The 21,066-nt window shown below is 62.2% G+C and carries 16 protein-coding genes; 7 read left to right on the top strand and 9 right to left on the bottom strand.

From position 1 onward, the window contains the following. Nucleotides 1-6: 6 nt before the first annotated feature. The 5 genes from aroB (at nucleotide 7) to hemE (ending at nucleotide 10,270) form a co-directional block, all read left to right on the top strand. The gene (aroB, locus tag C9990_RS29265) at nucleotides 7-1,107 is read left to right on the top strand and encodes a 3-dehydroquinate synthase (protein ID WP_106805372.1); all 1,101 of its coding nucleotides are present in this window, start codon (nucleotides 7-9) and stop codon (nucleotides 1,105-1,107) included. A gap of 10 nt (nucleotides 1,108-1,117) precedes the next feature. Further along, nucleotides 1,118-2,677, top strand: coding sequence for an SPOR domain-containing protein (locus tag C9990_RS29260; protein WP_065899945.1), 1,560 nt, complete (start codon nucleotides 1,118-1,120; stop codon nucleotides 2,675-2,677). Nucleotides 2,678-3,027: 350 nt separating this feature from the next. After that, on the top strand, nucleotides 3,028-7,473 hold the full coding sequence (gene gltB / locus C9990_RS29250) for a glutamate synthase large subunit (RefSeq protein WP_106805371.1): 4,446 nt from the start codon (nucleotides 3,028-3,030) through the stop codon (nucleotides 7,471-7,473). A gap of 123 nt (nucleotides 7,474-7,596) precedes the next feature. Beyond that, nucleotides 7,597-9,015 (top strand): FAD-dependent oxidoreductase, encoded by a 1,419-nt coding sequence (locus C9990_RS29245; RefSeq protein ID WP_065899949.1) that lies wholly within the window; start codon nucleotides 7,597-7,599, stop codon nucleotides 9,013-9,015. Between the two features lie 187 nt (nucleotides 9,016-9,202). Then, complete coding sequence (hemE, locus tag C9990_RS29240) at nucleotides 9,203-10,270, top strand: uroporphyrinogen decarboxylase (protein ID WP_106805370.1); 1,068 nt, start codon at nucleotides 9,203-9,205, stop codon at nucleotides 10,268-10,270. Nucleotides 10,271-10,389: 119 nt separating this feature from the next. On the opposite strand, the gene C9990_RS29235 is transcribed toward hemE, so the two are convergent. Continuing rightward, a complete protein-coding gene (locus C9990_RS29235) occupies nucleotides 10,390-11,616 on the bottom strand; it encodes an MFS transporter (RefSeq protein ID WP_371920714.1) in 1,227 nt (408 codons plus the stop codon). Between the two features lie 172 nt (nucleotides 11,617-11,788). Here C9990_RS29235 and C9990_RS29230 point away from each other — a divergent pair, with 172 nt between their 5' ends. Together C9990_RS29230 and C9990_RS32385 are read left to right on the top strand one after the other, a co-directional pair. Beyond that, on the top strand, nucleotides 11,789-12,682 hold the full coding sequence (locus C9990_RS29230; protein WP_106805368.1) for a LysR family transcriptional regulator: 894 nt from the start codon (nucleotides 11,789-11,791) through the stop codon (nucleotides 12,680-12,682). Nucleotides 12,683-14,092: 1,410 nt separating this feature from the next. Continuing rightward, entirely contained in the window at nucleotides 14,093-14,503 is a 411-nt protein-coding gene (locus C9990_RS32385) for a hypothetical protein (protein ID WP_157955106.1), read from the top strand. Nucleotides 14,504-14,583: 80 nt separating this feature from the next. Here C9990_RS32385 and C9990_RS29215 read toward each other — a convergent pair whose 3' ends face one another. Genes C9990_RS29215 through C9990_RS29180 form a run of 8 tightly spaced genes read right to left on the bottom strand, consistent with a single transcriptional unit; the run spans nucleotide 14,584 to nucleotide 21,056 of the window. Further along, a complete protein-coding gene (locus C9990_RS29215) occupies nucleotides 14,584-15,000 on the bottom strand; it encodes a hypothetical protein (RefSeq protein ID WP_065899956.1) in 417 nt (138 codons plus the stop codon). A gap of 26 nt (nucleotides 15,001-15,026) precedes the next feature. Beyond that, a complete protein-coding gene (locus C9990_RS29210) occupies nucleotides 15,027-16,253 on the bottom strand; it encodes a beta-ketoacyl-ACP synthase (protein WP_065899958.1) in 1,227 nt (408 codons plus the stop codon). Next, nucleotides 16,253-16,981 (bottom strand): 3-oxoacyl-ACP reductase FabG, encoded by a 729-nt coding sequence (fabG, locus tag C9990_RS29205; RefSeq protein ID WP_065899959.1) that lies wholly within the window; start codon nucleotides 16,979-16,981, stop codon nucleotides 16,253-16,255. The genes C9990_RS29210 and fabG overlap by 1 nt, the downstream gene beginning before the upstream one ends. Beyond that, nucleotides 16,978-17,439 (bottom strand): hotdog family protein, encoded by a 462-nt coding sequence (locus tag C9990_RS29200; protein WP_106805365.1) that lies wholly within the window; start codon nucleotides 17,437-17,439, stop codon nucleotides 16,978-16,980. Before C9990_RS29200 ends, fabG begins: the two co-directional genes overlap by 4 nt. Further along, entirely contained in the window at nucleotides 17,436-18,602 is a 1,167-nt protein-coding gene (locus C9990_RS29195) for a beta-ketoacyl-[acyl-carrier-protein] synthase family protein (RefSeq protein ID WP_106805364.1), read from the bottom strand. Before C9990_RS29195 ends, C9990_RS29200 begins: the two co-directional genes overlap by 4 nt. Then, nucleotides 18,599-19,081, bottom strand: a complete 483-nt coding sequence (locus C9990_RS29190; RefSeq protein ID WP_106805363.1) for a hypothetical protein — start codon at nucleotides 19,079-19,081, stop codon at nucleotides 18,599-18,601. Before C9990_RS29190 ends, C9990_RS29195 begins: the two co-directional genes overlap by 4 nt. Continuing rightward, on the bottom strand, nucleotides 19,078-19,812 hold the full coding sequence (locus tag C9990_RS29185) for a class I SAM-dependent methyltransferase (protein ID WP_065899966.1): 735 nt from the start codon (nucleotides 19,810-19,812) through the stop codon (nucleotides 19,078-19,080). Before C9990_RS29185 ends, C9990_RS29190 begins: the two co-directional genes overlap by 4 nt. Continuing rightward, nucleotides 19,809-21,056, bottom strand: coding sequence for an NAD(P)/FAD-dependent oxidoreductase (locus C9990_RS29180; RefSeq protein WP_065899968.1), 1,248 nt, complete (start codon nucleotides 21,054-21,056; stop codon nucleotides 19,809-19,811). The genes C9990_RS29185 and C9990_RS29180 overlap by 4 nt, the downstream gene beginning before the upstream one ends. Nucleotides 21,057-21,066 lie beyond the last annotated feature (10 nt).

Below are 21,066 nucleotides of genomic sequence, written 5' to 3'. Positions count from 1 at the left end.
GGACACATGCAGACACTTAAGGTCGATCTAGGCGAGCGCAGCTACCCGATCCATATTGGCGAAGGTCTGCTGGACCAGCCCGAGTTGCTCGCACCGCATATTGCCGGGCGGCAAGTGGCGATCATCTCCAACGAAACGGTCGCGCCGCTGTATCTTGAGCGTCTGAGCCGCAGCCTGTCGGCGTATTCCGTGATCTCGGTGATCTTGCCCGACGGCGAAGCCCACAAGAACTGGGAAACCCTGCAACTGATCTTTGACGGCCTGCTGACCGCACGTCATGACCGCCGTACCACCGTGGTCGCCCTGGGCGGCGGTGTGATCGGCGACATGGCCGGCTTTGCGGCCGCCTGCTATCAGCGTGGCGTGGACTTTATCCAGGTGCCGACCACCTTGCTGTCCCAGGTCGATTCCTCGGTGGGTGGCAAGACCGGTATCAACCACCCGCTGGGCAAGAACATGGTTGGTGCGTTCTACCAGCCCCAAGCCGTGCTGATCGACACCGCGACGCTCAACACCTTGCCGCCGCGCGAGCTGTCGGCCGGGTTGGCGGAAGTCATCAAGTACGGGCTGATCTGTGACGAGCCGTTCCTCACCTGGCTGGAAGAACACGTAGACGCCCTGCGCAACCTGGACCAGGCGGCACTCACTGAAGCGATTTCCCGCTCCTGCGCCGCCAAGGCGCTGGTGGTGAATGCCGACGAACGGGAGTCCGGTGTACGGGCCACCTTGAACCTGGGTCACACCTTCGGCCATGCGATCGAAACCCACATGGGCTATGGTGTGTGGTTGCATGGGGAGGCCGTTGCGGCTGGCACTGTGATGGCATTGGATATGTCGCACCGCCTGGGCTGGATCAGTGCCCAGGAGCGTGATCGTGGTATCCGCCTGTTCCAGCGCGCCGGTTTGCCGGTCATCCCGCCTGAGGAGATGGCCGAGGCGGACTTCCTCGAACATATGGCGATAGACAAGAAAGTGATCGACGGTCGACTGCGACTGGTGCTGCTGCGCCACATGGGCGAAGCAGTGGTGACCGACGATTATCCGAAAGAGATTTTACAGGCCACGCTGGGAGCGGATTACCGCGCCCTGGCCCAGCTTAAAGGTTAATAAGATCCCGATGACTAGTTTGCATGCCGACGAGGCGTTCCTCGGCCATTACCAGCTCAGCCACGACCCCTTTGCTCCACGGGTGCCTGGCTTCAAATTTTTCCCGGCCCAGCGCAAGCCGGTGCTTGGGCAGTTGCACCATCTGGCGCGCTACAGCCAACTGTTGCTGGTGGTGACCGGCCCGTTGGGCAGCGGCAAGACCCTGCTGCGCCAGGCCCTGGTGGCCAGCACCAACAAGCAGTCGGTACAGAGCGTGGTGGTCTCGGCTCGCGGCGCCGGTGATGCAGCGGGCGTATTGCGCCAAGTGGCCCAGGCGTTGGACGTGTCCACTGCCGAGCCGAATGCGATCCTCAAGCAGGTGGTGCAGTTGGGCCTGACCGGCCAGGAAGTCTACCTGCTGGTGGATGACGCCGAACAACTCGACGAATCCGCCCTGGAAGCACTGCTGGCGCTGGCGGCGGGTACGCCCGAGGGTCGCCCCCATGTGTTCCTGTTCGGTGAGTCGTCGTTGATCGCCGATCTGGAGCAGATCAGTGGCGATCAGGAACTGTTCCACGTCATCGAATTGCAGCCGTACGAAGAGGAAGAAACCCGCGAATACCTGGCTCAACGCCTTGAAGGCGCAGGGCAGGGCATCGAACTTTTCTCCGCTGCGCAGATCTCTGATATTCACGAAAGCTCCGACGGCTGGCCTGGCACCATCAACCAGGTCGCCCGCGATGCCATGATCGAAGCCATGATTGCCAGCCGCTCTGCGGTCAAGCGTCCAAAGATGGGGTTCACTATGCCTAAGAAGCACGTATTGGCGATTTCCGCCGTTGTCGTGGTCGCCGTTGCCGCTGCCTGGCTGATCCCGGGTCGCAGCAAGGCACCGACGACTGCCGGCGCGCCAACCGAACAGGCGCAGTTGCCACTGGGCAAGCCCACGCCAAATGTCGAGTTCGCCAACTCCGGCCAACCGACCAACCTGCCGATGGTCGGCCAGCCGGTGATGCGCGGCCCGCTCGCCGAAGAAGCCGGCGGCATCTCCGAAGGCGACGACGGCGTGCCGGTGGAAGGCTCCAGCGCCACACCGCCGACGGTCACCACCACTGCACCACCTGCGGGTGTGCCAGCGGGCCAGCCGGCTGCCAAGCCGACGCCGGCACCTACCGTCGCCACGGCCAAGCCTGCGCCAGTGACCAAGCCGGTCGCCCCTGCACCAGCCGCCAAGCCCGCTCCGGCACCGGCTGCCAAGCCTGCAGAAAAACCCGCCGCCACCGTTGCCAAGGCTGGCGCCGCCGGCAGCAGCTGGTACACCAGCCAGCCGACCGGTAACTTCGTGGTGCAGATCCTCGGCACCAGCTCCGAAGCCAACGCCCAGGCGTTCGTGAAAGAGCAGGGTGGCGAGTACCGTTATTTCAAGAAAGTGCTCAACGGCAAGCCTCTCTACGTGATCACCTACGGCAGTTTCTCCAGCCGTGCCGCTGCTGATTCTGCGATCAAAACCTTGCCAGCGAAGGTCCAGGCTGGTAAACCTTGGCCACGCACTGTTGCCAGCGTTCAACAAGAACTCGCAACAACTCGCTGAAGATCCGGCGGCCTTACCCAGGCCGCCCTCCCGGCACCTCAAAAAAACTACAACAGCGTGCAGCCCTGAAGGCCGCGCGCTTTGTGGTGTCTGCGTCACAGTAGCTTTTGAGTCGTAGCGGTCAGAATTAAAAAAGTTTTGACTAGCACAGCATATCGTTTTAAACCTTTCATAAATGCGACATAGATTTGCGACATTTCGTCGCTAAATTTGTGAGCGTTCGTGTCGGTGTGTACAATGACCTCCCTTTTGCCCCCGCTAAGCCGGCGTACGTTCGGCGTGGAAGGTAACCGGTTGAATTGAAAAGAAATTTGCCTCGATATAAGAGGCAGCCTGGTGAGAAAGTGTCTATGAAAGCAGGTCTGTACCAACCCGATGAATTCAAGGATAACTGCGGTTTCGGCCTGATAGCCCATATGCAGGGCGAGCCCAGTCATACCCTTCTGCAAACGGCCATCGAGGCCCTGACCTGCATGACCCACCGCGGTGGGATCAACGCCGACGGCAAGACCGGTGACGGTTGTGGCTTGCTGATTCAAAAGCCCGACCAGTTCCTGCGTGCTGTCGCCAAGGAGCATTTCGGCACCGATTTGCCCAAGCAGTACGCCGTGGGCATGGTGTTCTTCAATCAGGACCCGGTCAAAGCCGAAGCCGCTCGCGAGAACATGAACCGCGAGATCCTGGCTGCCGGCCTGCAACTCGTCGGCTGGCGCAAAGTGCCGATCGACACCAGCGTGCTCGGCCGCCTGGCCCTTGAGCGCCTGCCGCAGATCGAGCAAGTGTTCATTGCCGGTGATGGCCTGAGCGACCAGGACATGGCGATCAAGCTGTTCACCTCGCGTCGTCGTTCGTCCGTGGCCAACGCCGCCGACACCGACCACTACATCTGCAGCTTTTCCCACAAGACCATCATTTATAAAGGCCTGATGATGCCGGCGGACTTGACCGCCTTCTATCCAGACCTGAGCGATGAGCGCCTGCAAACCGCGATCTGCGTGTTCCACCAGCGCTTCTCCACCAACACCCTGCCGAAATGGCCGCTGGCCCAGCCATTCCGCTTCCTCGCCCACAACGGCGAGATCAACACCATCACCGGCAACCGCAACTGGGCCGTGGCCCGTCGCACCAAGTTCGCCAACGATTTGATGGACCTGGAAGAGCTCGGCCCGCTGGTCAACCGCGTCGGTTCCGACTCCTCCAGCATGGACAACATGCTCGAGCTGATGGTCACCGGCGGCATCGACCTGTTCCGTGGCGTGCGCATGATCATTCCGCCAGCGTGGCAGAACGTCGAAACCATGGACCCGGATCTGCGTGCATTCTACGAGTACAACTCGATGCACATGGAGCCGTGGGACGGCCCGGCCGGCGTGGTCATGACCGACGGTCGCTACGCCGTGTGCCTGCTCGACCGTAACGGCCTGCGCCCGGCGCGTTGGGTGACCACCACCAACGGCTTCATCACCCTGGCGTCGGAAATCGGCGTGTGGAACTACCAGCCGGAAGACGTGATCGCGAAGGGCCGTGTAGGCCCTGGCCAGATCCTGGCCGTGGACACCGAGACCGGGCAGATCCTCGACACCGACGCGATCGACAACCGCTTGAAGTCGCGTCACCCGTACAAGCAATGGCTGCGCAAGAACGCTCTGCGCATCCAGGCGACCATGGAAGACAACGACCACGGTTCGGCTTTCTACGACGTCGACCAGCTCAAGCAGTACATGAAGATGTACCAGGTCACCTTCGAGGAACGCGATCAGGTGCTGCGTCCGCTTGGCGAGCAAGGCTACGAGGCGGTCGGCTCCATGGGCGACGACACGCCGATGGCCGTGCTGTCCCAGCGCGTGCGCACGCCGTACGACTATTTCCGCCAGCAGTTCGCCCAGGTGACCAACCCGCCGATCGATCCGCTGCGTGAAGCCATCGTGATGTCCCTGGAAGTCTGCCTCGGTGCCGAGCGCAACATCTTCCAGGAATCGCCTGAGCACGCTTCTCGCGTGATCCTCAGCTCGCCAGTGATTTCGCCGGCCAAGTGGCGCTCGCTGATGACCCTGGATCGCCCGGGCTTCGACCGCCAGATCATCGACCTCAACTACGACGAGAGCCTCGGCCTTGAAGCCGCTGTGCGCAATGTCGCCGACCAGGCCGAAGAAGCCGTGCGCGCCGGTCGTACCCAGATCGTGCTGACCGACCGCCACATCGCGCCGGGCAAGCTGCCGATCCACGCGTCCCTGGCCACCGGCGCGGTACACCACCGCCTGACCGAAAAAGGCCTGCGCTGCGATTCCAACATCCTCGTCGAAACCGCTACCGCCCGTGACCCGCATCACTTTGCGGTGCTGATCGGCTTCGGCGCCTCGGCGGTGTACCCGTTCCTGGCGTACGAAGTCCTCGGCGACCTGATCCGTACCGGCGAAGTCCTCGGCGACCTCTACGAGGTGTTCAAGAACTACCGTAAAGGCATCACCAAGGGCCTGCTGAAGATCCTGTCGAAGATGGGCATCTCCACCGTCACCTCGTACCGTGGCGCGCAACTGTTCGAAGCCATCGGCCTGTCCGAAGAAGTCTGCGAGCTGAGCTTCCGTGGTGTGCCGAGCCGTATCAAGGGCGCGCGTTTCGTCGATATCGAAGCCGAGCAGAAAGCCCTGGCAGCCGAAGCCTGGAGCGCGCGCAAGCCGATCCAGCAAGGCGGCCTGCTGAAGTTCGTCCACGGCGGCGAATATCATGCGTACAACCCGGACGTGGTCAACACCCTGCAAGCTGCCGTGCAGCAGGGCGACTACGCCAAGTTCAAGGAATACACGAGCCTGGTGGATAACCGCCCGGTGTCGATGATCCGCGACCTGTTCAAGGTGAAGACCCTGGACACCGCGATGGACATCAACGAAGTCGAGCCGCTGGAATCGATCCTCAAGCGCTTCGACTCCGCCGGTATTTCCCTGGGCGCCTTGTCGCCCGAGGCTCACGAAGCCCTGGCCGAAGCCATGAACCGCCTGGGTGCGCGTTCCAACTCCGGTGAAGGCGGTGAAGACCCGGCGCGCTACGGCACCATCAAGAGTTCGAAAATCAAGCAGGTGGCCACCGGCCGTTTTGGTGTGACCCCGGAATACCTGGTCAACGCCGAAGTGCTGCAGATCAAGGTTGCCCAGGGCGCCAAGCCCGGTGAGGGCGGCCAGCTGCCAGGCGGCAAGGTCAACGGCCTGATCGCCAAGCTGCGTTACGCAGTACCCGGCGTGACCCTGATTTCGCCACCGCCGCACCACGACATCTATTCGATCGAAGACTTGTCGCAGCTGATTTTTGACTTGAAACAAGTCAACCCGCAGGCCCTGGTCTCGGTGAAGCTGGTGGCGGAAGCCGGCGTGGGCACCATCGCCGCTGGCGTGGCCAAGGCCTATGCCGACCTGATCACCATCTCCGGCTACGACGGCGGCACCGGCGCATCGCCGCTGACCTCGATCAAGTACGCCGGCGCGCCGTGGGAACTCGGCCTGGCCGAAACCCACCAGACCCTGCGCGGCAACGACCTGCGCGGCAAGGTCCGGGTGCAGACCGACGGCGGCCTGAAAACCGGCCTCGACGTGATCAAGGCTGCGATCCTCGGCGCCGAGAGCTTCGGCTTCGGTACTGCGCCAATGATCGCCCTGGGCTGCAAATACCTGCGCATCTGCCACCTGAACAACTGCGCCACCGGCGTCGCGACCCAGAACGAGAAGCTGCGCAAGGATCACTACATCGGCACCGTCGACATGGTGGTGAACTTCTTCACCTACGTCGCCGAAGAGACCCGTGAGTGGCTGGCCAAGCTGGGTGTGCGTTCCCTCGAAGAGCTGATCGGGCGTACCGACCTGCTGGATATCCTCGAAGGCCAGACCGCCAAGCAGAACCACCTCGACCTGACACCGCTGTTGGGCAGTGATCACATCCCGGCCGACAAGCCGCAATTCTGCCAGGTGGATCGCAACCCGCCGTTCGACAAAGGCCTGTTGGCCGAGAAGATGGTCGAGATGGCTGCTTCGTCGATCAACGATGCCAGCGGTGGCGAGTTCGCCCTGGATATCTGCAACTGCGACCGTTCCATCGGCGCACGGATCTCCGGCGAAATCGCGCGCAAGCACGGCAACCAGGGGATGGCGAAAGCACCGATCACCTTCCGCTTCAAGGGCACCGCTGGCCAGAGTTTCGGCGTGTGGAACGCCGGCGGCCTGCACATGTACCTGGAAGGCGATGCCAACGACTACGTGGGCAAGGGCATGACCGGCGGTAAGCTGGTGATCGTTCCGCCTGCAGGCAGCGTGTACAAGACCCAGGACAGTGCCATCATCGGCAACACCTGCTTGTACGGCGCCACCGGTGGCAAGCTGTTCGCCGCCGGTACGGCCGGTGAGCGTTTCGCCGTGCGTAACTCCGGTGCCCACACCGTGGTGGAAGGTACCGGCGATCACTGCTGCGAGTACATGACCGGTGGCTTTGTCGCGGTACTGGGCAAGACTGGTTACAACTTCGGTTCGGGCATGACCGGCGGTTTCGCCTACGTGCTCGACCAGGACAACACCTTCGTCGACAAGGTCAACCACGAGTTGGTCGAGATCCAGCGGATCAGCGGCGAAGCCATGGAATCCTACCGGAACCACTTGCAGCACGTGCTGGACGAGTACGTCGAGGAGACCGGCAGCGAATGGGGTCGTAACCTCGCCGAAAACCTCGATGATTACCTGCGTCGTTTCTGGCTGGTCAAGCCCAAGGCTGCCAACTTGAAGTCGTTGCTTTCCAGCATCCGTGCCAACCCGCAATAAGTGCAGTCGCCAGCGGCAAGCTTCAAGCCGCAAGTGAAATGCAGTGCGCGGTATGCCGGTTAATGTGATTTTCTTGCAGCTTCAAGCTTGCCGCTTGGAGCTGTCGTGTAAGAGGTTTTGAAGATGGGCGAACGTCTCAATAACGACTTCCAATTCATCGATGTCGGGCGCAAAGATCCGAAGAAGAAACTGTTGCGTCAACGCAAGAAGGAGTTCGTGGAAATCTACGAACCCTTCAAGCCCCAGCACTCGGCCGACCAGGCCCACCGCTGCCTGGGTTGCGGTAACCCGTATTGCGAATGGAAGTGCCCGGTGCACAACTTCATTCCCAACTGGCTCAAGTTGGTGGCCGAGGGCAACATCCTTGCCGCCGCCGAGCTGTCGCACCAGACCAACACCTTGCCGGAAGTGTGTGGCCGGGTGTGCCCGCAGGATCGTCTGTGCGAAGGTGCGTGCACCCTCAACGACGGCTTCGGCGCGGTGACGATCGGTTCGGTGGAGAAGTACATCACCGACACCGCGTTCGCCATGGGCTGGCGTCCGGACATGTCCAAGGTCAAGCCGACCGGCAAGCGCGTTGCGATCATCGGCGCGGGCCCGGCGGGCCTGGGCTGTGCCGACGTGCTGGTGCGTGGCGGCGTGACCCCGGTGGTGTTCGACAAGAACCCGGAAATCGGTGGCCTGCTGACCTTCGGCATCCCCGAGTTCAAGCTGGAAAAAACCGTCCTGAGCAATCGCCGTGAAGTCTTCACCGGCATGGGTATCGAGTTCCGTCTCAATACCGAAATCGGCAAAGACATCACCATGGAGCAACTGCTCGAGGAATACGATGCGGTGTTCATGGGCATGGGCACCTACACCTACATGAAAGGCGGCTTTGCCGGTGAGGACCTGCCGGGGGTGTATGACGCGCTCGACTTCCTGATCGCCAACGTCAATCGCAACCTGGGCTTTGAAAAGTCGCCGGAAGATTTCGTCGACATGAAAGGCAAGAAGGTCGTGGTACTCGGCGGTGGCGACACTGCGATGGACTGCAACCGTACCTCGATCCGCCAGGGCGCCAAGTCGGTGACCTGTGCGTACCGTCGTGACGAAGCGAACATGCCCGGCTCGCGCAAAGAAGTGAAGAACGCCAAGGAAGAAGGGGTGAAATTCCTCTACAACCGCCAGCCGATCGCTATCGTCGGTGAAGACCGCGTCGAGGGCGTGAAGGTGGTCGAGACCCGTCTCGGCGAACCGGATGCCCGTGGCCGTCGCAGCCCCGAGCCGATCCCGGGTTCCGAAGAGATCATCCCGGCCGATGCCGTGGTCATCGCTTTCGGTTTCCGCCCAAGCCCGGCGCCGTGGTTCGAACAGTTCCAGATCCAGACCGACAGCCAGGGCCGCGTCGTCGCCCCGGAACAAGGCCAGTACAAGCACCAGACCAGCAACCCGAAAATCTTCGCCGGTGGCGATATGGTGCGCGGTTCTGACCTGGTCGTGACGGCGATCTTCGAAGGGCGCAATGCCGCTGAAGGGATCCTGGATTACCTGGGCGTCTGACGACGCCAGCAGCCAGCTTCAAGCAATGAGCTGCAAGCTGGAAGCCCCGATACTTGGGGCTTGCAGCTTGAAACTTGGCGCTGCTTTTATGCGACAAATTGACCCGATAGACAAAAGGCACGGCGCATTCCGTGCCTTTTGCGTCGCGCTCTGAGAAAATGCCCGCACTTTTTTTGCGGATGCCGACATGACTGCCCTCAAGAACGACCGTTTCCTTCGTGCCCTGCTCAAGCAACCCGTGGACGTCACCCCTGTGTGGATGATGCGCCAGGCCGGTCGCTACTTGCCGGAATACCGCGCCAGTCGCGCCAACGCCGGCGATTTCATGAGCCTGTGCATGAATCCTGCGTTCGCCTGCGAAGTCACCATGCAGCCGCTGGACCGCTACCCACAACTGGACGCGGCCATCCTCTTTTCCGACATCCTCACCATCCCCGACGCCATGGGCCAAGGTCTGTATTTTGAAACCGGCGAAGGCCCGCGTTTCAAGAAAGTCGTCAGCACCCTGGCCGATATCGAAGCCCTGCCGATCCCTGATCCGCACAAAGACCTTGGCTATGTGATGGACGCCGTCAGCACCATCCGCCGCGAGCTGAATGGCCGCGTGCCGCTGATCGGCTTCTCCGGCAGCCCATGGACCCTGGCCACCTACATGGTCGAAGGCGGCTCGTCGAAAGACTTCCGCAAGACCAAGGCCATGCTCTACGACAACCCGCAGGCCATGCACCTGCTGCTGGACAAGCTGGCGCAGTCGGTCACCTCCTACCTCAACGGCCAGATCATGGCCGGTGCCCAGGCAGTGCAGATCTTCGATACCTGGGGCGGCAACCTGTCGGCCGCGGCGTATCAGGATTTTTCCCTGGCCTATATGCGCAAAATCGTCAGCGGCCTGATCCGCGAACACGAAGGCCGTAAAGTGCCGGTCATCATGTTCACCAAGGGCGGCGGCCTGTGGCTCGAAAGCATCGCCGATGCCGGTGCCGATGCATTGGGCCTGGACTGGACCTGCGACCTGGGCGATGCCCGTCGTCGGGTCGGCAACCAGGTGGCCCTGCAAGGCAACATGGACCCGACCGTGCTGTACGCCAAGCCGGAAGCGATCCGCACCGAAGTCGGGCGCATCCTGGCCAGCTATGGCAAGGGCACCGGTCACGTGTTCAACCTCGGTCATGGCATCACCCCGGAAGTGAACCCGGAGCACGCTGGTGCGTTCCTGCAGGCGGTGCACGAACTGTCTGCGCAATACCACAACTAACACGCAAAACAACTGTGGGAGCGGGCTTGCTCGCGAATGCGGTGTATCAGTCATGAATGTATCAACTGACACTGCGCATTCGCGAGCAAGCCCGCTCCCACATTTAAAGCAGGACCGTATCAGGCCTTCACATTCCCCAGCGGTGGCAACTTCGCCAGCTTCAACGCCACCAGTAACGCCCCAATCAACAGCGCGACGATAAACGCCCCAATCCCGTTCCACCCGGCAAAGTGCCAGAAGAACCCGCCCGCCGTACCGGCAATACTCGACCCCACGTAATAGCAGAACAAGTACAGCGACGACGCTTGCCCCTTGGCCTTGACGGCGCGGCGGCCGATCCAGCTGCTGGCCACCGAGTGGGCGCCGAAAAAGCCGAAGGTAAAGATCAGCATGCCCGGCACCACGAGCCACAACGGGGTGAACAGGGTCAGCGCCATGCCGGTGAGCATCAGTACGATCGTGCCCCACAGCACGCGACGGCGGCCGAGTCGGTCGGCCAGGGAGCCGATTTTCGCCGAGCTGTAGATGCCCGAGAGGTACACCAGCGACAGCAGGCCGACCACGGCCTGGCTCAGTTCGTAGGGCGAGGCCAGCAAGCGATAGCCGATGTAGTTGAACATCGTCACGAACGCGCCCATCAGCAGGAACGCCTCAAGGAACAACCACGGCAGGCCCGCGTCCTTGAAGTGCATGACAAAACCATCCACCAGGTTGCGCGGCTTGAGGCTGCTGGCGCGGAAGTTGCGCGATTCGGGAAGGATCTTCCAGAACACGGTGGCGGCGATCAACGCCAGTGCGCCGATGATCAGCATCGCGGTGTGCCAGCTGACGAAGTCGATCAATACGCCAATGATCAGGCGCCCGCTCATGCCGCCAATCGCGTTGCCACCGATGTACAGGCCCATTGCCAGGCCGATGTGCTGCGGATGGATCTCTTCGCTCAGGTAGGTCATTGCCACGGCGGCCAGGCCGCTCAGCGACAGGCCTACCAGCGCGCGCATCAGCAGGATGCCCTCCCAGGTTGGCATCAGGCCACTGGCGATGGTCGCCAGCGCCGCACAGAACAGCGCGGACACCATCACCGGCTTGCGTCCCAGCCGGTCGGAAATCGGCCCGGTGATCAGCAAGCCGCACGCCAGCATCGCCGTCGCCACCGAGAGGATCAGGCTGCTTTGCGCGGCATTGATGGAAAACTCGTGGGACAACGCCGGCATCATCGGCTGCACGCAATACAACAGGGCAAAGGTGGCAAACCCGCCGGAAAACAGCGCCAGCACCGTGCGCATGAACATCGGCGTGCCTTTTTCGATGTACTCGTCGTTGAGCTGCGCCACCACCTCATCCAAGGCGGTGGGTGGGACTTCTTGCGCGAAGGGAGCAACAGCAGATTTCACGGGGACCTCGGGGAGGAAGAGCGTGCCAGGACTGGCAATGCTGAAAAGAATATAGCTGGCTAATGATTCTTTCCAATATATTGTTCGACCTGTTTGATAGCTTTAACGACCTAATGAGGCTTGCATGGAATTGCGTCACTTGCGGTATTTCATCGCCGTTGCCGAAGAACTGCATTTTGGCCGCGCTGCGCAGGTGCTGGGCATCTCGCAACCGCCCTTGAGCCAGCAGATCCAGGCGCTGGAGCAAGAGGTGGGCGCGCGTTTGTTTGAACGTACCAATCGTCGGGTCGAGCTGAGTGAGGCTGGTCGACTGTTCCTGCAGGAGGCGCGCCTGGTGCTGGCGCAGGTCGACAAGGCGGCGGACGTCGCGCGTCGGGCTCAATTGGGTGAGCTGGGGGAACTGAAGATCGGCTTCACCTCGTCGGCGCCCTTCAACTCCAGCATTCCCCAGGCGATCTTCGCCTTTCGCCAGGCGTTCCCGGCCGTGCACTTGAACCTGCAGGAAATGAGCAGCACCGAGGTGGCCGAGTCGCTGGTGGATGAGTCGATCCAGGTCGGGCTGATGCGTCCGCTGCCGTTGCCGGATTCACTGAGTGTGGTCGAGCTGATGCGCGAGCCGCTGGTGGCCGTATTGAACGCCGGGCACCCGTTGGTGCAGGGCAGCGAACGAGGATTGCACCTGGCGCAACTGGCGCAGGAGCCGTTCGTGTTTTTCCCGCGCACTTACGGCAGTGGCCTGTATGCGCAACTGCTCAATCTGGCGCGTGATGCCGGCTTCAGCCCGCACTTCGCCCAGGAGGCAGGCGAGGCGATGACCATCATCGGCCTGGTAGCGGCGGGGTTGGGCGTGTCGGTGTTGCCGGCGTCGTACCAGCGCATCCGCATTGATGGGGTGGTGTATCGCACGCTGCTGGACCAGGAGGCGGTAACGGCGGTGTGGCTGGTGCAGCGCAAGGGCGTACAGACGCCGATGGCGAAGGCGTTCGTGGAGTTGTTGACGCGTAAGGCGGCGATCTAGGCATGCATTGAAATGTGGCGCTTGGTGGGTCAGACCCCTGACTTGAAGAGGGTTTCAGAGTCGCTTTTTCCAGAGGGGCGATTCGTCGTTCTCGTATGGGAAAGCTGGAACCGTTTTTGTGCGAATGGCCACTGATCCTGCCGAAGGCTTCGTATTGAAATGTTCGATGTGGGAGGTTCGTATGATCGCTGGGAATCGAAGCGCTGAGCTTGGCTGGTTGTTGTGGCGGCTTGGAATGCCGGGTGCAACCGTTGACACCATTACGGGTCCGCCGAGTGGGAATCCAGTAACCCGTTCAGGTCAAGGCGGTGGCGGGGCCCCGCAGCGCGTTGGCGGTAACGCGCATGGTGAGGGGCAACGCCCTATAGGCTATGGGCCACCGGGGCACACGGCCGCAGGCATTCATCCGTACGAGGCGGCTCCACGCCAAGGAACCGGCCCAGGCCGAAGTGGTGTTAGGGGGCAGCCGCAGCACCAGGGGCCCAATACGGGAGGCCAGGCGCACCGGGGCAATGCTCGGGGGAATACGGGTGCAGACGTTCGCCCGAACCCGTCGGCCGCACACCAAGGAACCGGCCCAGGCCATGGTGCTGTTGGGGGGCAGCCGCATTGTCAGGGGCCCAATACGGCAGGCCAGACGCAACGAGGAAGCGGTCGGGGGAATACAGGTGCAGGCGTTCGCCCGAACGCGGCAGTGCCAGGCCAAGGTGGCGGTGCGGGGCAGCAACGTCAGGCGCAAAATACGCCAGGCCAAGGGCAGCGGAGCAATGTTCGGGGAAATCCGGGTCCCGGCAACCAGCCGAACCAGGCCCCTGCTCGCCAGGGAACTGGCCCGGTCCAAAATGGCGTCGGGGCGCAGCGGCATTGTCAGGGGCCAACTACGACAGGCCCGAATCAACCAGGCAACCCTGCGGGGAATACCGGTGCAGGCCTTCGCCCGAACGCGGCGGATGCTGGCCAAGGCAACACACCTCAGGCCGTCACGATTAACTATAACGTTAATATAAATATTGGTCAGTTAAGCATCAATACCAATACCGGCAGCAACAGTATGAATGGCAGTAATTTTGGTAACTATGGGAGCAATGGCAACAGTGGCAGCAATAGTCACTATGACAATCAGGGCGACAACGGCAATAACGGCAATCGCCTGGCTGCGCTCCTGCCAGGCAGTGATAGCGGTCGTCGTATAGCCGTTTGAAGGTTCTGTTTCAGTTGCAGGTTATGTGTGGGGTCTGACGAGGTGCCTAAATGGCGAAGGCACGTCGGTCACTGTGTGCGCCGTGTTCGTAGTGTGCCGATAGTTTGTTTTTTTTCAGCGTTGTGGAACTGTTATTTTCTCATTGCGATTAAGGGTTGGGTCGGCGTGCCGGCTCATCATAAATTTTTCTACCAAGCGTGAGGTGTTAGATGGTTTCTACAGGTCGGGCAGCCCAGGCGGCCTATGCGGTGTACGGTCCCTCTTCGGGGTCGGGTAACCATGGTAATTATGGGAATAACGAAAACATCGGGGTGAACTCACGGTATGAGAATCACGGCAACAATGGCAATAATGATAATCGTGGGATAATTGGCGGGAGTGGTAACTACGGGAACTATGGGAATAATGCCAATAGCGGCAATCATAGTACCTATGTCAACCAAGGTCATAACGGTAATAATAAAAATATTAACTCCGTCGGTGATCACGGCAATTACGGTAACTATGGCAATAATGGTAATGCCGGCGCTTATAGCCGCTACGTCAATAGCGGGCACAACGGCAATAGCGGCAACAGTATTCAGATCAGCCAGGAAGGCGGCGGTAATATCAGTTATTAAGGGACCTGTCTTTATCAATGACCCTGCCGGGGGGCGGCAGGGCCTTGCTGCTCATTAACCCGCTCTGCGGGTTACGTCACTCATGGCGTCGCCGGTTCTGCCACGGTCATGCCATTGGCGCGCAATGCCGCCATGATGTCGCGATCAAGCATGCTCACCCAGCGGTTGTAGTTGCGATGGATCTTGCCGTCCTTGTAGCCCAGGTCGCGGCTGTCGCGGTAGGTGATGGTGTAGCTGTTGCGGGTGTAGCGGATGTCGATCGCTGCGTAGTACTGGTTGCGCACGTTGATCTCGGCCTGTACCAGTTGCGGGCTCAGGCGTTGCACCGTCCACTCGCGCTTTTGCAGGGCGTTGATGATCACCGTTTTCATTTTTTCTTCGCTGACCTGGTTGGCAACCGGCAGCTCGTGCTGGGTGTTGAGGATCGGCTTGCTGGTGCAGCCGGCGGTGGTCAACAGGGCCAGGGTGATCAGGGTAGCGCGTAGCAAGGAAGACATTCCGTTTTCTCCAATCGATTAAAAAGTCAGGACCAGCGGCGGAAAATCAGCGATGTATTGACGCCGCCAAAGGCAAAGTTGTTGTTCATCACGTAGTCGTGATGCATCTCGCGAAACTCACCCTGCAGGTAATCCAGCTCGCCGCATTGCGGGTCGATGGCGTCCAGGTTGAAGGTGTGCACGTACTGGTCGCGGTTCATCATCTCAATGCTGAACCACGATTCCAGCGCACCACAGGCGCCCAGCGTGTGGCCCAGGAAGCTCTTCTGCGAACTGATGGGCATGCGGCTGCCGAACAGGCTGCTGGTCGCCAGCGTCTCGGCGATGTCGCCTTGATCGGTGGCGGTGCCGTGACCGTTGACGTAGCCGATAGCGCCAGGCTCGAGCCCGGCATCTTCCAGGGCCAGCTCCATGGCGCGGCGCATGGTTTTCTGTTCCGGGCGGGTGGTGTGCTGGCCGTCGGCGTTGCTGCCGAAGCCGACGATCTCGGCGTGGATATGCGCCCCTCGCGCCAACGCATGTTCGAGTTCTTCGAGTACCAGCATGCCGCCGCCCTCGCCGATCACCAGGCCATCGCGGCCAGTGTCGTAAGGGCGCGGGCTGGTCTGCGGCGCATCGTTTTTCAGGCTGGTGGCGTAGAGCGCGTCAAACACCATGGCTTCGGTCGGGCACAACTCCTCGGCGCCGCCGGCGAGCATCAGCGGCAAGCGCCCGAACTTGATCGCCTCGTAGGCATAGCCGATGCCCTGGCTGCCGCTGGTGCAGGCGCTGGACGTAGGGATCAGCCGCCCCGTCAGGCCAAAGAAGATGCTGATATTCGCCGCCGTGGTGTGCGGCATCATGCGCACGTAGGAGTTGGCATTCAGCCCCTCGGCCACCGAGTTCAGCAGCATATTGCCGAACGCCTTGATCTCGTCGGTGCTGCCGGTGGACGAGCCGCAGGCCACGCCCATGCGCCCGTCCTTGATCGACTCGTCGCCGAGCAGGCCGGCATCCTGCAACGCCTGCTCCGCCGCCCACACCGCCAGGCGCGAGACGCGGCCCATGCTGCGCAGTTGCTTGCGCGTCCAGTGGCTGGGCACGACGAAGTTGTCGATCGGCCCGGCCAGGCGCGTGTTCAGTTCGGTAAAGCGGTCCCACTCGTCCATGCGCCGGATGCCGCTGCGGTTGGCGCGAAAGTTGGCCGCGATGGTTTCCCAATCGCTGCCCAGGGAGGTCATGCCGGCCATGCCGGTGACGACAACGCGTTTCATCAGCACAGGCCTCCGTTCACGGCCAACACCTGGCGCGTGATATAGCCGGCTTCGGCCGACATGAGGAAATTCACCGCGCCGGCGACTTCTTCCGGGGTGCCCATGCGTTGCGCCGGGATCATCTTCATCAGTTCTTCCACCGGTACGTTTTCATCCAGCATGGCCGTGTCGATCAGGCCGGGGGCGACGCAGTTGACGGTGATCTTGCGCTTGCCCAGCTCGATGGCCAGCGCCTTCGCTGCGCCGATCAGGCCGGCCTTGGAGGCACTGTAGTTGACCTGGCCACGGTTGCCGATCAGCCCGGACACCGAAGTAATGCACACGATGCGCCCGGCCGCACGGCGCCGAATCATCGGCATCATCACTGGGTGCAGCACGTTATAGAAACCGTCGAGGTTGGTGCGCATCACCACGTCCCAATCGTCTTCCGACAGGGCCGGAAAGGCGCCATCGCGGGTCAGGCCGGCATTCAGCACCACACCGTAATAGGCGCCATGTTGTTCCACGTCCGCTTCGAGGATTGCCTTGCAGCGCGCGCGGTCCGCCACGTCGAACTGCAGCACCCGTGCGTTGCGGCCCAGCGCCTCCACCTCGGCCTTCACGGCATCGGCTTCGGCACGGCCACTGCGGCAATGCAGCACGATGTCGTGCCCGGCCTGGGCCAGGCGCAGCGCGATGGCGCGGCCAATGCCACGGCTGGAGCCGGTGACCAGTACGGATTCAGTCATGGCGTTTCGTCCTTCGATTCTTCTAAATAGTTGGCCGCCTGTGGCGGTCGAAATACGTTCAGGCGGGCGCTGGCCTGGATACCGTCACCGGTCAGGTGGCATTCGAACACACCCATGCCGTTGTCGTCTTCCAGCGAGCGAAGGCCGTGGATCGTCAGCTCGGCGCCTGCCGGGAAGTGTTCCACGTTGCACTCGAACTTGCGCGTGCCAAGCAAAAAGCCCAGCTCCACGGCGGCGCCTTTCTGGCGCGCGCGGCAACCGGCATAGGCGGCGACGCTTTGCGCCATCAGCTCGATGCCGACCCAGGCCGGCAGGCTGCCGTCCGGGCGATTGAACAGGCCGCCGGGCTTGACGGTCGTGCGGGTGTGAACCTGCTCTTCATCGAACGACAGCACCTGGTCGATCAGGATCATGTCGCCCGCGTGGGGCAGCAGTTCGGCGAGTGGCCAATCGATCATGGTGCCTCTGCGATAATCAGGCTGACATTATTGCCGCCGAAGGCAAACGAGTTGCTCATCAGGCAGCGTTTTTCCAAGCGGGCACCGGGCTGTACCCAGTGCAACGCGGGCAGCGCCGGGTCGGCCTGGCCGTCCCACACGTGCGGTGGCAGTTGGTTGTGGGTCAAGCTCAGCCAGCAGAACGCCGCTTCCAGCGCGCCCGCAGCCCCCAGGGTGTGGCCGCTCATGGGTTTGGTCGACGAGCACGCCACGCCGGCGGGGAACAGGCTGGCGACGGCCAGGCTTTCCATCGCGTCATTATGCTGGGTGGCCGTGCCGTGCAGGTTCAAGTAGCCGATCTGCTCGGGGGCCAGTTTCGCGCTGGCCAAAGCCTTGCGCATCGCTTGCAAAGCGCCTTTGCCGCCGGGCTCCGGCGCCGAGATATGGTGCGCGTCGCAACTCGCGCCGCTGCCCAGCAAGGCAATCGGCGACGGCTGCCTGCTCATCAGAAACAACACCGCCGCCTCGCCGATGTTGATGCCGTTGCGGTTGCGCGAAAACGGATTGCAGCGCTGGTCCGACACCGCCTCGAGCGAGCTGAACCCATTGAGAGTGAGCTTGCACAAGCTGTCGACGCCGCCGCAGATCACTGCATCGCACACGCCCAGGTCCAGCAGGCGCTGGGCGCTCATCAGCGCGCGGGCGCTGGAGGTGCACGCAGTGGAAATCACATAGGCCGGGCCGCTCGTTTGCAGCCAGTCGGCAAGGAAGTTTGCCGGCGCGCTGAGCTCCTGTTGCTGGTAGTCATAGTCGCCGGGGAACTGGTTATCGCGCAGGTAATGGGCAATGCCGCGACTGGCCTCATCGATCCCCGAGGTGCTGGTGCCCAGCACAATGGCGACACGTGCCGCGCCGTAGCGCTGGATCGCCTGGCGAATCTCGCCCTCGATCTGCAGCGCCGCCTCCAGCAGCAGCTGGTTGTTGCGGCTGCTCTGCTGGCCCAGCTCGGGTGGGATGGTCGCCAGCTCGCCGTGCACACCGGCCACCGGCAGCACTCGGTCCGGGACCCAGCCGCTTTCGGCGCGCATGCCCGAACAGTCACCGGCGAACAGGCTGCGGCTGACCTCGGCCTGGCCGCGGCCCAGCGCGCAGATCACACCGAGTGCATTGAGATAGGCGGTCATCGCGCGACTCCCAGCGGCGTAATGCGATAGCTCAACGGCTGCCCGCTGATGTTCACGCGAAATACCTCGGACGACTGATACACGATTTGCCAATGGCCCGGCAGGGTGCGCGTCAGGTCCATCGCCTGCGCGTCGGGGTACAGCGCGCGCAGGTCGTCCGCCGAAGCCAGGGCAAACAGCAGGGCGGCGAACAGCTCGCGCGCCTGGGGGTTGGGCGGCAACAAGCCATCGGCCTGCCACTGCCCATTGATCAGTATCTGCCGGGCCTGGGGGATGCCCAGGGGATCCATCATCGACCAGCGAATGCCGCCGTCCTCGCGCTGGATCACCAGCAGCCAATCCTGGCGCTGGGCACCTTCCTGGCGCTGCACATGCAATTGCATCGGCAGGGTCAGGGTGGGCATTTTTTCGGGCAGCGGCGCCTGGCTGGCGCAGGCGCTCAGCAGCAACAGGCAGCCGATCAGCAGCAGGCGCATCATGCGGTTGCACCCGCCAGGGGTTTGCGCGCGACGCAATTGACCAGGGTTTCTTCGCGCTGGCCCACCGGCGGCGCCTTGCGCAGGCCCCAGCGTTCCAGCAGGCCGAAATCGCTGGAACGGCTCCACCAGAGGTAGGGGTACGAGACGTTCTGCGCGCCGAACTCAAAGCCCTGCTCGCGCAGCATCTGCAGGTACTCTTCGGCGCTCTTCTGCACGTGCATCGGGTGGCGGAACAGCCAGCGGATCACCCAGGTGTCGATATACGCTTCGGTGGATTCGGCAAACAGCAGGTAGCCACCCGGCTTGAGCACGCGGTAGAACTCTTTCAGCGCGCGATGTTGTTCCACCAGATGGTGGAAAGTCTGGTGGCAGAACAGGATATCGACGCTGGCGTCCGGCACTTCGAGGGTGGCGCAGTCGCTGCCGATCAGCTCCACGGCGAGGCCCTGGCGCGTGGCTTCCTCGCGGCTCAGTTGGAGGCTGTGAGGGTCGGCATCCAGGCCGATCAGGCGCGAGGGGGCAAACACTTGCTGCAGCAGCTTGAAGGATTTGCCCTGGCCGCAACCGGCGTCGAGCAAGACCGGCGCCTGGGGCAATGCCTCGCTGAACAGGCCGCGCAGGTCGTTGATCGCCACGCGCAGCACATGGTGCTGCCAGGTGTGGCTGCGCAAGAACCAGAAACCGAACCTGGTTTCCTCGACGTAATTCTTACTCAGGTACTGACTGCTCACGCGGCATCCCCTGCACAAATCTCCGATAACATCCGCAACCGCCGCTTGGGCTCGCTGACAAACGGGTTGCGCTCATCCCAGGCATAGCCGGCGAGGATCGAGCTGATCATCCGGCGAATCTCCGGCGAGCTGCCGGGATGGAAAATCACATCCTGGAACGTGCCCGCATACCAACCTTCGACGTAGCAGCGGAAGGTGTCGACACCCCGCTTGAGCGGTTCGGCGAATTCGCTTTGCCAGTCCACCGTTTCGCCGCTCAGCTGACGGTGCAACAGGCCGGCGGCCATGCTCGCCGAGCGCATGGCGATGGTCACGCCGGACGAAAATACCGGGTCGAGGAATTCTGCGGCGTTGCCCAGCAGCGCGAAGCCCGGGCCGTGCAAGGTTTTGACGTTGGCCGAGTAGCCGCCGATGGTGCGCGCGGGGGTATCCCACACGGCGTTGTGCAGTACGCCGGACAGGCTTGGGGTTTCGTCGATAAAACCGCGCAGGCAGGCGTCGAGGTCCGCGTCGCGGCCGTCGAAATGTTCCTTCGCCGCGACCACGCCGACCGAGCAGCGGCCATTGCTGAACGGGATGGTCCAGAACCAGATATCGCGCTGTGTCGGATGGGTGGTCACCAGGATCTTGGTGCGATCAAACCCAGGGTGTTCGATGCGGTCTTCGACGTGGGTGAACACCGCCTGGCGCAGCGGGAAATTCGACGGTGCCTCAAGGTCGAGCAAGCGCGGCAAGACACGGCCGTAGCCGCTGGCGTCGAGCACGAACCTGGCCTTGAGATGGTATTCGCTGCCGTTCTCGCGGCGCACGTGCAGGTAGCGCGATTCGCCTTTGAAATCCACGCCAACGATGGTTTCGCCGTAGCGAATATCGACGCCCTGCAGCGCCGCCTGGTCGGCCAGCAACTTGTCGAACTCGCCGCGTTGCACCTGGAAGGTGGTCGGTTTGCCGTTGCTGAAGGTGTCGCCGAAATCGAATGCGCTGTAGCGCTCGCCCCAGGCGAACGCAGCGCCGGTTTTCACCTGGAAGCCCGCGGCCTGCACGGCGTCGAGCATGCCGGCTTCTTCGATGAAGTCGATGCAGTGCGACAGCAGGCTTTCGCCGATCGAGAACCGTGGGAAGTGCTGGCGCTCGATGATCAATACATCATGCCCCTTGCGCTTTAACAGCGCGGCGGCGATGGCACCGGATGGACCGGCACCGATCACCACCACCTGGCGACGTTCCATTTCAACTGTGGGCACGAGGGCTCCT

This window comes from Pseudomonas sp. S5D5 (assembly GCF_003013355.1).
In the GTDB taxonomy this organism is placed as follows: domain Bacteria; phylum Pseudomonadota; class Gammaproteobacteria; order Pseudomonadales; family Pseudomonadaceae; genus Aquipseudomonas; species Aquipseudomonas aylmerensis.
This window is presented reverse-complemented; position numbering and strand designations above follow the sequence as displayed.

What these genes read in the sequence shown, in the direction of transcription:
- C9990_RS29200 (WP_106805365.1), bottom strand. Translation starts at nt 17,439, where the DNA reads ATGATCGATTGGCCACTCGCCGAACTGCTGCCCCACGCGGGCGACATG.
- gltB (WP_106805371.1), top strand. Translation starts at nt 3,028, where the DNA reads ATGAAAGCAGGTCTGTACCAACCCGATGAATTCAAGGATAACTGCGGT.
- C9990_RS29190 (WP_106805363.1), bottom strand. Translation starts at nt 19,081, where the DNA reads ATGATGCGCCTGCTGCTGATCGGCTGCCTGTTGCTGCTGAGCGCCTGC.
- hemE (WP_106805370.1), top strand. Translation starts at nt 9,203, where the DNA reads ATGACTGCCCTCAAGAACGACCGTTTCCTTCGTGCCCTGCTCAAGCAA.
- C9990_RS29195 (WP_106805364.1), bottom strand. Translation starts at nt 18,602, where the DNA reads ATGACCGCCTATCTCAATGCACTCGGTGTGATCTGCGCGCTGGGCCGC.
- C9990_RS29215 (WP_065899956.1), bottom strand. Translation starts at nt 15,000, where the DNA reads ATGTCTTCCTTGCTACGCGCTACCCTGATCACCCTGGCCCTGTTGACC.
- C9990_RS29260 (WP_065899945.1), top strand. Translation starts at nt 1,118, where the DNA reads ATGACTAGTTTGCATGCCGACGAGGCGTTCCTCGGCCATTACCAGCTC.
- C9990_RS29210 (WP_065899958.1), bottom strand. Translation starts at nt 16,253, where the DNA reads ATGAAACGCGTTGTCGTCACCGGCATGGCCGGCATGACCTCCCTGGGC.
- C9990_RS29230 (WP_106805368.1), top strand. Translation starts at nt 11,789, where the DNA reads ATGGAATTGCGTCACTTGCGGTATTTCATCGCCGTTGCCGAAGAACTG.
- fabG (WP_065899959.1), bottom strand. Translation starts at nt 16,981, where the DNA reads ATGACTGAATCCGTACTGGTCACCGGCTCCAGCCGTGGCATTGGCCGC.
- aroB (WP_106805372.1), top strand. Translation starts at nt 7, where the DNA reads ATGCAGACACTTAAGGTCGATCTAGGCGAGCGCAGCTACCCGATCCAT.
- C9990_RS32385 (WP_157955106.1), top strand. Translation starts at nt 14,093, where the DNA reads ATGGTTTCTACAGGTCGGGCAGCCCAGGCGGCCTATGCGGTGTACGGT.
- C9990_RS29245 (WP_065899949.1), top strand. Translation starts at nt 7,597, where the DNA reads ATGGGCGAACGTCTCAATAACGACTTCCAATTCATCGATGTCGGGCGC.